At 71.5% G+C, this 12,206-nt stretch carries 11 protein-coding genes and 2 pseudogenes; 10 read left to right on the top strand and 3 right to left on the bottom strand.

Annotated features, from left to right (window positions below):
* Nucleotides 1–65 precede the first annotated feature (65 nt).
* Nucleotides 66–452 (top strand): nuclear transport factor 2 family protein, encoded by a 387-nt coding sequence (locus IH00_RS0129810; protein ID WP_031079020.1) that lies wholly within the window; start codon nt 66–68, stop codon nt 450–452.
* Nucleotides 346–924 (top strand): transposase, encoded by a 579-nt coding sequence (locus tag IH00_RS45525; protein ID WP_107064542.1) that lies wholly within the window; start codon nt 346–348, stop codon nt 922–924. The genes IH00_RS0129810 and IH00_RS45525 overlap by 107 nt, the downstream gene beginning before the upstream one ends.
* Here IH00_RS45525 and IH00_RS0129805 read toward each other — a convergent pair.
* The gene (locus IH00_RS0129805) at nt 836–1,489 is read right to left on the bottom strand and encodes a TetR/AcrR family transcriptional regulator (RefSeq protein WP_052411725.1); all 654 of its coding nucleotides are present in this window, start codon (nt 1,487–1,489) and stop codon (nt 836–838) included. The genes IH00_RS45525 and IH00_RS0129805 overlap by 89 nt on opposite strands.
* A 130-nt stretch (nt 1,490–1,619) precedes the next feature.
* Here IH00_RS0129805 and IH00_RS0129800 point away from each other — a divergent pair, with 130 nt between their 5' ends.
* Nucleotides 1,620–2,597 carry an oxidoreductase gene (locus tag IH00_RS0129800; RefSeq protein ID WP_052411724.1) on the top strand — a complete coding sequence of 326 codons (978 nt, stop codon included), beginning with the start codon at nt 1,620–1,622 and terminating at the stop codon, nt 2,595–2,597.
* A 391-nt stretch (nt 2,598–2,988) separates the two neighbouring features.
* Here the strand turns inward: IH00_RS0129800 and IH00_RS42940 are convergent, their stop codons facing one another.
* Nucleotides 2,989–3,201, bottom strand: coding sequence for a hypothetical protein (locus IH00_RS42940; protein WP_158827975.1), 213 nt, complete (start codon nt 3,199–3,201; stop codon nt 2,989–2,991).
* 774 nt (nt 3,202–3,975) lie between these two features.
* Here IH00_RS42940 and IH00_RS0129790 point away from each other — a divergent pair.
* Nucleotides 3,976–4,707, top strand: a complete 732-nt coding sequence (locus tag IH00_RS0129790) for a DUF6193 family natural product biosynthesis protein (protein ID WP_234335004.1) — start codon at nt 3,976–3,978, stop codon at nt 4,705–4,707.
* Nucleotides 4,708–4,820: 113 nt separating this feature from the next.
* Here IH00_RS0129790 and IH00_RS39600 read toward each other — a convergent pair whose 3' ends face one another.
* Nucleotides 4,821–5,030, bottom strand: a complete 210-nt coding sequence (locus IH00_RS39600; RefSeq protein ID WP_063835452.1) for an ISL3 family transposase — start codon at nt 5,028–5,030, stop codon at nt 4,821–4,823.
* A 581-nt stretch (nt 5,031–5,611) separates the two neighbouring features.
* On the opposite strand from IH00_RS39600, the gene IH00_RS43495 reads away from it, so the two are divergent.
* The 6 genes and pseudogenes from IH00_RS43495 (at nt 5,612) to IH00_RS0129755 (ending at nt 12,126) form a co-directional block, all read left to right on the top strand.
* Nucleotides 5,612–6,004, top strand: a complete 393-nt coding sequence (locus tag IH00_RS43495; protein ID WP_199819834.1) for an effector-associated constant component EACC1 — start codon at nt 5,612–5,614, stop codon at nt 6,002–6,004.
* Nucleotides 6,005–6,008: 4 nt separating this feature from the next.
* Nucleotides 6,009–8,021 (top strand): annotated as a pseudogene (locus IH00_RS45520) (caspase, EACC1-associated type); the annotation flags it as partial.
* Nucleotides 8,022–8,851: 830 nt separating this feature from the next.
* A pseudogene (locus IH00_RS45515) lies at nt 8,852–9,274 on the top strand (WD40 repeat domain-containing protein); the annotation flags it as partial.
* A gap of 12 nt (nt 9,275–9,286) precedes the next feature.
* On the top strand, nt 9,287–10,465 hold the full coding sequence (locus tag IH00_RS45510; protein WP_031079010.1) for a WD40 repeat domain-containing protein: 1,179 nt from the start codon (nt 9,287–9,289) through the stop codon (nt 10,463–10,465).
* Nucleotides 10,466–10,894: 429 nt separating this feature from the next.
* Nucleotides 10,895–11,599, top strand: a complete 705-nt coding sequence (locus IH00_RS0129760; protein ID WP_031079008.1) for a helix-turn-helix transcriptional regulator — start codon at nt 10,895–10,897, stop codon at nt 11,597–11,599.
* 32 nt (nt 11,600–11,631) lie between these two features.
* Nucleotides 11,632–12,126: a DUF3291 domain-containing protein gene (locus IH00_RS0129755; RefSeq protein WP_031079006.1), complete on the top strand. Its 495-nt coding sequence runs from the start codon at nt 11,632–11,634 to the stop codon at nt 12,124–12,126.
* Nucleotides 12,127–12,206: the final 80 nt, after the last annotated feature.

The raw sequence follows: 12,206 nt of genomic DNA, 5'->3' as shown, positions 1-12,206 counted from the left end.
CCGAGCTGTGCTCCGCGTGGTAACTCGGTTGCGACGGTCTTGGGCACCTGAGAAAAGATGCCTGCATGAGCCGAGAGACGGATGAGGTACGCGAAGCGATCGCAGGCGAGCTGCGCCTCATGGACCCCAAGGTGCGCATATCACGCTCGCTTGCCCAGCAACTACTGGACCCGGACTTCGTAGAAGTCGGCGCTTCGGGGCGGCGGTGGACGTATGACGAGATACTTGCCTCGATGCCCAAGATGGACGGTGCGGTAGAAGGCGGTCCGCGCTACGAGCCCTCAAAATTCACCGGTGTCCTGCTGGCCCCCGGGCTGGTGCACCTCACCTACGAGACCACGCTGGATGGAAACCGGGCACGGCGCAGTTCGCTCTGGCGCAAGCAAGGCGCGGACGCAACCTGGCAGATGTACTACCACCAGGCCACGCCCATCCCGCCCGACAGCATGTAACTGCGAATCTCGGACGGTGTTCGTTCGTCGTCACGTGCAGGGGAATAGGGGAGCGTCTGGTGCCCGATGGGCTGTGGGAGATCTTTCAGCAGGTTGCTCCCACGCCTCCAGTGCGTCCACAGGGCGGAGCCGGCGGCCAGCTGACGACCGGGCAGTACTCGCGGCAATCATTTGGGTTGCCACGACAGGGTGCACCTGGCGGCGGCTCCCACCGGTCTTCGGCACCTCCTGGCAGATGGTGCATCGGCGCTGCACAACTACCCTGGATGACGCCGGTACCCGCATGCTGACCACCCGCGGCCTGGAGCGCCCGCCACCTGCTGGGGCTGCCGCTTGTCCTTCCGGCATCAGTCACGGTACGTGTGGCGCGAGCCCGCTGGCCTTCATGCCTGACCGGCGTCCGCTTCGGTCCCCCCGACCGCTACGGCGGAGCCCTGTGTCAGGGCGCCGGCGCGGGCGGCGGCGAGCGTGATCCGTACGGCCTGGTCGGCGGTGCCCTCGTCGATCGGATCGGCACTGACCAGCAACCGGAAGTAGATGGGTGCGGCAAGCGTCTTGAGCATCTCGACCGGATCGGTGCCCGCCGGGAGTTCGCCTCGCTCGATGGCGCGGGTGACCACCGGCTCGGCGCGCCGGAACCGGTCGGCGAAGACCCGCTGCCGCGCCTCGGCGATCTCCGGCAGTCGGCCTGCGTCGGAGTACATCGCGGTCTGCACCGCTCTGCCCACCGGGCCCGTCATGCTGTGCGCAAGCGCCCGCGCGAGGGCTTGCAGGTCGGTCTCGATGGCTCCGGTGTCCGGGGTGGGGATGTCGGTGGCGAAGTGCTCGGCAAGCGCGTCCACGACCAGGCTCGCGCGATCCTTCCAGCGCCGGTAGACCGTTGTTTTGTGCACCCCGGCCCGCTGGGCCACGCCCTCGACGGTCAGTTCGGCATAGCCCCGGTCCAGCAACTCGGCAAGGGTGGCGGCGCGGACCGCCGCCTGTGCCTTGCGGCCGCGCCCGACCGGGCGGGCAGGACCGGGGGAACCCAGCTCCATTGCAACTCCTGGTTGCGCTAGTGGTCGATCACGTGCCAGGCTCCAGGATATCGCAACTTGGAGTTGCGATGAGGCGAGTGCCGGACAGCTGCGTACCGGACGCCTCGACCGAGAGCTGAGAAGGAAAGCCATGCCCAGCGCTTCCCGTAAATGGACCCTCGACTCCATCCCCGACCAAACCGGCCGCCTGGTGGTGGTGACCGGAGCCAACAGCGGCATCGGCCGGATCACAGCGGAGACGCTCGCCCGACGGGGCGCCCACGTCGTGCTGGCCTGCCGCAGTCCCCAACGAGGCCAGGCCGCCCTGGACCGGCTGCTCGCCCGGGCGCCCGAGGCCCGCGCCGAGGTGCGCCTCCTCGACCTGGCCGATCTTGCCTCCATACGCAAGTTCGCCGACGACTGGGACCATGACCGGCTCGACCTGCTGGTCAACAACGCCGGCGTGGCGATGGTGCCGTTCGCCCGGACCGCAGATGGCTTCGAGTCGCAGTTCGGGATCAACCACCTGGGCACCTTCGCCCTGACCGGGTTGATGCTGCCCCATCTGCTCGCCTCGCCCGTTCCGCGGGTGGTCACGGTCAGCAGCGAGGGCCAGCGGTTCGCCCGCTTCGACCCGGACAACCTCAACGCCGAACGCCGCTACCGCGCGATGTTCGCCTACCTGCAGTCCAAGCGCGCCAATCTCTACTTCGCGACCGAACTGCAACGCCGCGCCGATGCAGCCGGCTTGAGGCTGCGCAGCATGGCCGTCGCCCCGGGCCTCACTCGCACCAACGTCCTCACCGGCGGCGCCAACGTCAACCGCGGTCGACTCTACGCAGCATCGACCCGGCTGTTGCTCCGCGTCGCCTTCCGCCCGACCCCGATGGGCGCCAAGACCTCCCTGTACGCCGCGACCGTCCCCGACCTGCCGGGCGGAGCGTACATCGTGCCCGACGGGCCGCTGCAGCTGCGGGGAGAGCCCGTTCAGCGCACCCGGGAGCGCGCCATCCGTGACGCCACCACCGCCCGTCGGCTGTGGGAGCTGTCCGAGACGCTCACCGGTGTGCGCTACCAACTGTCCGAGGATGCCCAATGCCGCACCCCCCTGGAAGTCCCGAATGAGTGAGGCGGACGCTCTCCGTGGTGGTACGCGAGCGGCATGGCGGCAGATGGCCGACCTGCTGGCCGAGGCCGGGGGGAAGCGAAGGCCTGGGCGTACCTGGACCGTCGTCCCCGAGGGTGGCGGCTGGAGTCCCAGAGGATCTGTGGCGGGCGCGCAGTGAGGACTCGCCGCGCTTAGGCTGGCCCGCCCATCAGTGGGCCGCCTGTTCGGCTTCGACAAGAGTTCGGCCGTCGCGGTCCAGCAGCGCCGGGGTGCTGGGGTGCCGTCGTCAGCTGTACCGCTGTGCCGTTGGGCGTCGCCGTACCCGGCCCGTTGCACCCTACGGCTCCGCCCGGGTGAGAGGCCCGTCCGCGTCGGCCGCCTTCGCCGTTCCGGCGCCTGATCGGGTCGCCGATCACACGCGCGCGGGTCGGCTCCGGACGTTGTCGATCGGCTCGCCGTCGTAGGTGCCGCCGACGCACACCGGGCGGCCGTCAAAGCCCACTCCGATGTGTCCACCGCCGAGAACGCAGAAGTGGGCGGGTACGGCTCGTGCAGTGGCAGCGGTGCCGATGACGACACCGATGCACGCCATCATGATCGCTGCTGCTTGTGCGATTCGACGCATCGTCGGTCCTTTCGGGCTGGAGGGCCATGCCTCTCCGATACACATTTCCGAGGCCGGGAGCGCCAAGCCGGTATGCAGTCGCCTCGGCTACTTGTCGCCAGGCACGCATCTCACCCACCTCACGCGGCTCCGGCGCGCCCCCCGACGCGGCGGCCTTGGTCCCTTCACCAGCCGGACGACCGGGCGGGGATGGTCCCGCTCACCGTGAGGGACGGGCTCCGCCTGGAAGTCGTCGACTGCCCAGTGGCCGGGGCGGGACCGCGAGCCATGCCGGCCGTTGTCCAGCCCGCGCCGACCGCCGCTCGGGTCCGGGGGAGCACCGTCCGCCCGGGGGTGTCGCTCGCGGCCCCTTCGAACCAGGTCTCGCCACGCTTGGCCGTTGCGGCGCCGCGTCTGTCCGGACCGCCGCAGGGCAGTTGTTGCGCGCGCCGGGCTGCTGGCCGTCCGCCACCCGCTGTTGCCGCGCCACCAGGGCGCCTCGCCACCACGCCGCCGCTGTCACCGCCTCGCGCCGGCTGCACTGGTTGATCAGCCCGAGCTTGACCGCGTGCTCCTGGCCGTTGTGCGCGACGCGCTCGACGGCCGCGAGAGACCCCCGTCTGGCTTTGTTCACGGGTAGCGGTTCTGGCTCACTTTCCGTGGGGGCTAACTGAATGTGATGTCTATGGCTCCCCCGGCCGTGAGCAACAGAAACTCGGAGACACATGCCCACGGCCATTGCTGCGAAGCCTGATCGCCGTTCTCTTGGTGGCGTCACGACGGCAGAATGTGGAGGTGGACTCTGACCTTTACCCTGATCTGGTTGCTGCGGGCAGCCTGGCCGCAGCGCTGGAGCAGCTGGCGGCCGAACTCGGTGTCGATCTCACAGTGGTGCCCGGCGACTGGGGCCCGCTCGTTTCGGCCGGCATCGCCTCGTCGGTCCCTGAGCGCAAGCCGCTATCCGTTCGCATCGGGGCGGAGAGCCGTCGGTTCGGTGTCTCCGGCTGGAGTGGCGGAGTCGAACTCATCACGGGAGCCACGCCCGACTTGGCGGATGTCGTCAGGGCCGGGGCGGCGTGGGGGCGGGGCAGGAGCCTGCGGGAGCTGCGGGCGGAGCTGTCGTTTCTGCGCTCCAGCGAGCGCGCTGAGGCTCACGAACGCGGTCCGGCCGCGGTGGTGGAGCTTCAGTGGCGCACGATGCGGGAGCAGGCGGCTGAGGAACCGGATTTCACAGGGTTCGGCGAACTCGTGGAAGCGGCTCATGCCGAACCGCGGCTGCGGCAGCTCTATGTGTTTTCCAGCCACTGGACGCTCGGCTTCAGCTCCTGCACTGGGTACCCATTCCGCATCGAGGTGGCCATCGTCCCGTCACACCATGGCAGGCCATTCCGCTTGAAGGAGCATCCGCTCTCCGACGATGTTCTCGGCGAGGCAGCCACAGCCGAGGAAGTCGTCGCCCTGGCGGTGTGCCACCTCCCCGCCGATCTTGGTCCGGCCGTCGCGGGAACCCTCGGACAAGATGGATGACGAGCCGAACCAAGTCACTGGCCGTCACCGATCCCGTGGCCGGTTGGCTCCCCGTCGGACGGCTGCGGACGGGGGAAGTCCAACCGGCCACGCACAGTTGTCTGACCTGCGCTTTACGAGTAGTGCAGGACGCGCTTGCGGAGGAGATGAATGCCGGCCCGGCCGAACATTTGGCGTTTGAGCATCTTGATTCGGTTGATGTGGCCTTCGACGACGCCTGAGCTCCAGGGCAGGGTGAGGCCGGCGATGACGGCATCGCGGTCACGGTCGATGCCAGGCGGCGAGTATGTGGAGGCTGGGGAGGTCGTCTCGCCGGACGGCATCGAGCCACTGCGGCAACCGTTGGCCCTCGCGCTCCGTGAGCATCTGGGCGAAGGCGCGGACGTGGCCGGTAAGGGCGTCCAGTTCAGGGCAGTGGACCAGAACGGCTGTCGTGGAGCGCCGTCTTCCGGCGGCCGTTGCTTGCCGTCTCTCTGCCGTCCCGCCCGTCCCGCCCGTCGCGCCCGTCCCGCCCGTGCCGCCGGTCCTGCCGGTCCTGCCCGTCCCGCCCGCCCCGGCGTCCTGCCGTCTCGCCGTCGGCTGGTCGGCGTCCACCCGCCATCTGCCGCGCCGGTGCCGGGCCGTGTCGTACCCCCGGGAGGTGGACCGCCCGATGCGGGTGCCGCCGTCGTGTCGTCGGCGTCCGTGGGCTGCAGGCCACCGTCCCTGCCGGGCGGTCCCGATGCCGTGGAAGAGCGTCCCGGCGTGCCGCCGTCCCGTGTCCTGTCGTAAACCTGCAGGGGTCCGCGTGCTCCCCTGCCACGCGTGGCGTTGTGCCGGGCGTGGCCCGAGGGGACCGAGCGGACCGGTCGGCCGCTTGCCGAACCGAGGGGTGAGAGGCGCCCTCGGTGGGCAGCGTATGGGCGTGACGGAGTTACGGGTGGGGATCAGCGTCGAAGACACGGCCGCGGACGGCGGGGTGCATGACCTCAGGCGTCGCCTGGCCACCGAGCCGGAGCTGCGCGGACGGATCCGCGCCGACGGCCCGAGCACGCTGCCGCCCGGCGCCATGGGCCTGCCCGCCGACGCGCTGCTCGCTTTCCTCGAACCGGGCGGGGTCCTCACGACGTTCGCCGCAGGGCTGGTCACCTGGCTGGCCGCCCGCCGGACCGAGTGCACGGTCACCGTCACCCGCTCCGACGGCACCCAGATCACCGTCACCTCGACACGGATCAGGAACCTGACCGCCCAGCAGCGCGCGGAGCTCATCCGCGAGATCACCGCCGCGCTGGACGAGGGCGCCCCCGAGCAGGAGTAGGGCGGTGCGGCCGCCGCACACCGCCCCCGACGGGACCGACTCCGCCGGTGATCTGCTGGCGCTGGGGGCGCACGCGATTCTCATCGGCACGCCTGAGCACGTCCCCGGTTCCGAGTTGCCCGCCCTGCCAGCCGTCACCGCCACCCTCGACGACCTCGGGACCATCCTGAGGGACACCTGCGGCCTCGGAAACCGAGTGCACCACGTGCCCGCGGACGCCACCCAGGGGGATGTCGTCGCGGCACTCGAAGGAGCGGTACGGGAGGTGGACGGACCCATACTGCTGTTCTATGCCGGCCATGGCATCCTCGGCCCCGCCGACGAGCTGTACCTGGCCACCCGGGCCAGCCGGTCGCCGGACCGGATCTCCGAGGCAGTGCCGTACAGCACGGTCAGGAACCTGCTCACCGAGGCGCCGGGCGGCAGTGTCGTCATCCTCGACTGCTGCTACTCGGGGCGGGCAAAGGCTCCAGGAGGACAGGCGCAGGGCCCGCCCCCCTTCCTCGTGACCCGCCCCGGCGGGAGCTACCTGCTCAGTTCCGCTTCCTGGTACGACCTGTCGTACGCGCCCGAGGGCCGCAGGCACACCCTGTTCGGCGGGCGGCTGATAGAACTGCTCGGCGAGGGCGACCCCGCAGGCCAGCCCTGGCTCACGCTGGACGGGCTGCACGAAGCACTCGAACGCTCCTTCCAGGGCGGACCGATCCGCCCCTGGCGGCAGAGCGAGGGCACCCTGGGCTCCCTGCGGCTGACCCGCAACCGTGCCTACGCCGAGCCGCGTCCCCGCTCCGAGCCGCCGGCCGACGTGCCCTGCCCGTACCCCGGGATGGAGCCGTTCGGGACCACGCAGGCACGGCACTTCTTCGGCCGCGAGGACCTCGTCCGGCTGCTCCTGGACGTCGTGTGCGACAGCCGGCGGGTGCGGGAGGCCGGCCCCACCGCGCCGGTGGTGCTCGTCGGACAGTCCGGTGTGGGCAAGACGTCACTGCTCACCGCCGGGCTCCTGGCCGGCCTGGATCACCGCCGAGCCGAGCCCTCCGGGCGCGCCGGTACGCCGTGGCCGCCCGTCCTGCTCCCGGCACCGGGCCCGCATCCGCTGAAGGCGCTGGCCGAAGTGTGGTCCAGAGCCACCGGGCGGCCGGCGGACGACGTGCACCGCGCCATGTCCGCAGGCCGGCTGCCGGGGCCTCTGCCCGGTCGGAAGCCGATCGGACTGCTCGTCGTCGACCAGTTCGAGGAGGTCTTCACCCGCTGCACGGACGCGGAGGAGCGTTCTCGCTTCATCGACGTTCTGACGACCCCGGAGGCAACCGGCGAGCCGCCACGCGTGGTTGTCGGCCTGCGCGGCGACCACTACGGCGACTGCCTCACCCATCCGGGACTCGCCCGCGCGCTCGACCACGGCCTGTTCAACGTACGGCCCATGGACGACGACGCTCTGCGCACCGCCGTCGAACGCCCCGCCCGGACTGCCGGTCTGACCCTGGAACCGGGACTGACCGATCGCCTGCTCCACGACCTGCGCCACGGCGAGGGCGGACACGGCCGCGACGCCGCCCTGCCCTTCCTGGCCCACGCCCTGCGCGAGACCTGGCTGCGGCGCAGCGGAGCCATGCTCACCCTCGCCGGGTACGAGGCCACGGGCGGCATCTGGCATGCGGTCACCACGACGACCGACCGGCTGTACGACGAGCTCGACCAGACCGGGCGGAACGCCCTCCGCGAACTGCTGCTCCGCCTGGTCCACGTGACCGACGACGGGGTGGTGGTGCGCCGCCGGGTCCCCGTCGGGAGCCTGCTCGACGGGCTGCCGGCCTCACGGCGGGCCGCGACCCGGTCCGTACGCGAACGACTGGCCGCGGCCAGGCTGATCACCGTGGACCAGGACCACACCCAGATAGCGCACGAGGCACTGCTGGTGGCCTGGCCACGGCTGCGGGCGTGGGCCGAGGAGGACAGGGAGCACCTCGTACAGCGGCAACGGCTGGCGGACAGCGCCGAGCAGTGGGCCGAGGCCGGCAGGCACACGGACTTCCTGCTGACCGGGATCAAGCTGGACGTCGCGCTGGAGCTCCTCGACGGCGACCGCCTGCCGCGGGCCGAGCGGGAGTTCGTGGAGGCGAGCCTCGACGCCGACCTGGCCAGGCGCCAGGCGCAGAGCCGGCTCAACAGGCGTCTCACCTGGCGCTTCCGGTCCGCCCTGATGGGCCTGTGCCTGGCGCTGGTGGCGACGGGATATGCCGTGCGGGAGTCTACGGAAGCCGACCGGCAACGGGGGGTCGCCGAGCAGCAGCGAGCCGAAGCGGACCGGCAACGGGACAGTGCGGTGCGGCAGCGGCTGCTGGGTACGGTGCGGGCGCTGGAGGCCGAGGCGGAGAATCAGCGCACGAAGGACCCCCGCCTGTCGCTGCGGCTCGGGCTCGCCGCGCACCGGTTGCGCCCGTCCGCGGAGTCGCGGGGCGCCGTGTTCGGCACGCTGGCGGAGACCGGCTACGGCGGCAGCTCCACCGGTGACAGCGATGTGCGGAACTCCGTGCTGAGTGGCGATGGCCGGACCCAGGCCGGCGCTGACGACGACGAGGTCGTGCTGTGGGACGTGTCGGACGCCGCGCGCCGCAGGCGGCTCGCCGCCCTGTCCGGGTGCACGGAGCGTTCCCAGGCGCGCGTGGCGTTCAGTACCGACGCCCGTACCCTCGCCGCCGCCTGTGACGGCGGAGTCGTCATGCTGTGGTCGCTCGCCGACCGCGAGCATCCGCGCCGTACGGCCGTCCTGCGGGTCGAGGGGCTCCAAGGAGACCCCGCGGCGGTGGCGTTCAGCCCCCGGGGCGACCTCCTGGCGGCCGCCGGATGGGGAGAATCCGGCAATCCCGCCTCGCACCGGTCCCTGGTGCTGTGGCGGCTCTCCGCCGACGGCGTTCCACGGCGGATCGCCGTGGAACGGGGCGTCTACGACAACCGGGCGGTGCTCTGGTCAGCTCGACGGGCAGGGTTCAGGCCAAAGAGGAACCGGCTGACCGCAGCTCCGTCACCCACAGCTCGGGAGCCACTCTGTGGGACGTCTCCACGCCCGCGCGGCCGCGCCGGCTGGCGCGCCTCGACCGTGTCAAGGAGCAAACGGCGTTCAGCCCGGACGGCCGGCTCCTCGCCACGGAGAGCAGCGGCGACAGGGTCGTCCTGTGGAACGTCACCGACCCGTCCCGGCCGAGGCGGCAGGCGGTGTGGACGACCCACAAGGACTTCGTCACGGCCTTCGCGTTCAACCCCGCCGGGACGAAGCTGGCCGTGGCCTCGTTCGACGAGTCGATCACCGTGTGGAACATCGCGGACCCGACGAAGCCGAGGAAGGAGACGACACTGCGCGGGCACCAGGACACGCCCGGCGCCCTCGTCTTCGGCAGGAGGGACGACACCCTCACTTCCGTCGACGATCGGTCGGTCATCCGCTGGCGCCTGACGCCTCGGGGCCGTCCCCGGGCACTGGCCACCATCGCCGACGACGGCTTCATCGGCTCGGCCGTCTTCACGCACGGCGGCAGAACACTGGCGACCGCCGGTGTCGGTCAGAAGGTCGTCCTGTGGAGCATGAAGCAGCCGGGCCGTCCCCAGCGCCTCGCCTCCATGGACCTCGGGGCCTTCGTCCAGTCCCTCGCCGTCAGCGCGGACGGTACCACTCTGGCCAGTGCCGACCGCAGGGGGCGGATCACGCTCTGGGACATCACCACGCCCGCCCGGCCGCGCACGTTGTCCGTCATCGCCCGCGGCGCCGCGGGCTACGAGATGCACGTCAGTCTCAGCCCCCGTGGAACCACTCTGGCGGCCAACGGTGCCGAGACGCTCTTCTCCAAGGGGTGGACCGCCACCTGGGACCTGACGGACCCGAGACGGCCCAGACAGGTGCGTACGACCGAGGGCTACCCGTCATCGCGCGTCGACTTCGGCCCGAACGGGGAGCTGAGGACCATCCCCATGGGATCGGGCCTCTCCGTCGACAAGCGCCTGATGGCCAGAACGTCCGTCGGGACAAACGAGGTGACCATCACGGACATCAGCGCCTCCGACCCGAGCCGGCCGGTCGGCCGGGTGAGCGGCGACGAATGGAACGTCACCGTCGCTCCTCTCTTCCACCCCGGCAGCAACCTGCTGGCCGCCACGAGCGGATCCGGTGATGTTGTGCTCGCGGACATCGGCGACCTCCGCCGGAGCCACGTCGCTGCCAGGATCTCCGATCCCACCGAGGAACTGACGCCTCTCGCCTTCAGCCCCGACGGCCGCCTCGCCGTCATCGCCCGTGGCGACAACACGGCCCGGATCTGGGACCTGGCGTCCCTCCCGGCCCTCAGCGCCGACCCCATCGGCACGGCCTGCAGGCTGGCGGGCCGAGGGCTCGACCGCGAGGAGTGGGCGACATACGCCCCGGGACTGCCGTACCAGGACAGCTGCCGCGGACACGGAACGTCCTGACGCCACCGGACGACCGGCCCGCCGTCGGCGGCTCCTTCCCCGGTGCCCCAGGCCCGCTCCTGCCGGTCGGCAACAGGCGCGTAGTGGCCGGTGGCGGGGTTCCGGACGGGCGGCATGTCCGGTTCCCGATCACCGAGCAGGGCGAAGAGGCGGTCTCCCTCGGCTGTGAGCCTGCGGACCGATCCCGGATGTCGGCGCACAACCGACTGCTCGACGATCCGGTCGAGGCCGAGCGGGTGCTGCGACCGGCCGGTGAGGAGAGGCGGATGGCTGGACCACCAGCGCTGCGCCGTCGGCAGCCGCTGTCCGGTTGGCTGTCGACCCGCTCTCCGGCTCCGCCCGGCTCCGGTGCCGTGTACCGCCGCCACAGCCCGGCGGGCTGCGTCCCGCCCTTCTATCTCGTACCTGCGTTGTTCCTAGAATGGCCGGATGGAGGACATCGACGCGATCGCGGCGCTGCAGGATCCGGTCCGGCGCCGTCTGTACGAGTACGTGGTGGCGCAGCGCCGTGAGGTCGGCCGCAACGAGGCCGCCGAGGCGGCCGGGGTGGGGCGCACGCTGGCCGCGCACCACCTGGACAAGCTGACCGATGCCGGCCTGCTGGAGTGCGGCAGCCGACGCCTGACGGGCCGCTCGGGGCCTGGAGCGGGCCGTCCCGCCAAGGTCTACACGCGGGCGCGGACCGAACGGGCCGTGTCCTTGCCCGCCCGCGACTACCGCACCGCCGCCGAATTGCTGGCCGAGGCCGCCGAGCAGGCCGGGCTCGATGCCGGGCTCTACGCGGCCGCGCGCCGCCGGGGCGAGGCCCTGCGCGGCGCGGCGGCGCCCTGCGGCGGCCTCGAAGAGGCCGTGGTGATGCTGGCCGCCCGCGGCTACGAACCGTACCTGGAGCCCGCTGCGGGCATCCAGGGCACCGAAGGTGCCGGGGCGCCCGGGGAAGCCGCCCCGGTCGTGCGTATGCGCAACTGCCCCTTCCACGCCGTTGCCGAACGCTTCCCGCCGCTCGTATGCGGCATGAATCTGGCGCTGTTGGAGGGGCTGCTCGGCACGGACGGTCCTGTCCGCGCCCGCATGGACGCCCGGCCGGGGGAGTGCTGCGTGGTGGTCGAGACTTCTAAATTCAATCTGGATTGACTTAGAAGGGAGCCCCGTGCTGGGATGTGGCCATGACTCCATCGGTGCATGCTGCCCACCTCGCCCAGCTCAACGTCGCCACGCTCCTCCACCCCCTCGACGATCCGCGCATGGCGCCGTTCGTCGAGATGCTCGACCCGGTCAACGCCGCCGCCGACGGCGCGCCCGGCTTCGTGTGGCGGCTCGTGGAGGAAGGCGCGGCCGACGCGACCGCTCTGCGCCCGGCGGGCGAGGACGTCATCGTCAACCTGACGGTGTGGGAGACGCAGGAGGCGCTGTGGGACTTCACCTACCGCAGCGGACACCTGGAGGTGATGCGGCGGCGCCGCGAATGGTTCGAACGGCATGCCGAGGCACACCTGGTGCTCTGGTGGGTTCCCGCCGGTCACCTCCCGACCGTCGGTGAGGCCCTGGAGCGGCTGGCGGACCTGCGCGCCAATGGGCCGTCCCCCCGCGCGTTCACCTTCGCCTCCTCCTACACCTCCGCCGAAGCCGCCCAGCACCTTCGGACCGTGCCGCAGCCATAGCGCCGGGCGAGGGCATTCCCGCCCAGACCCTGAGCACCGGCCGGCCTGCACCCTTTGACCTGCGAGGTGCGGCTGGGCGG

It is taken from the genome of Streptomyces sp. NRRL S-118, assembly GCF_000716335.1.
Taxonomy (GTDB): Bacteria; Actinomycetota; Actinomycetes; order Streptomycetales; family Streptomycetaceae; genus Streptomyces.
This window is presented reverse-complemented; position numbering and strand designations above follow the sequence as displayed.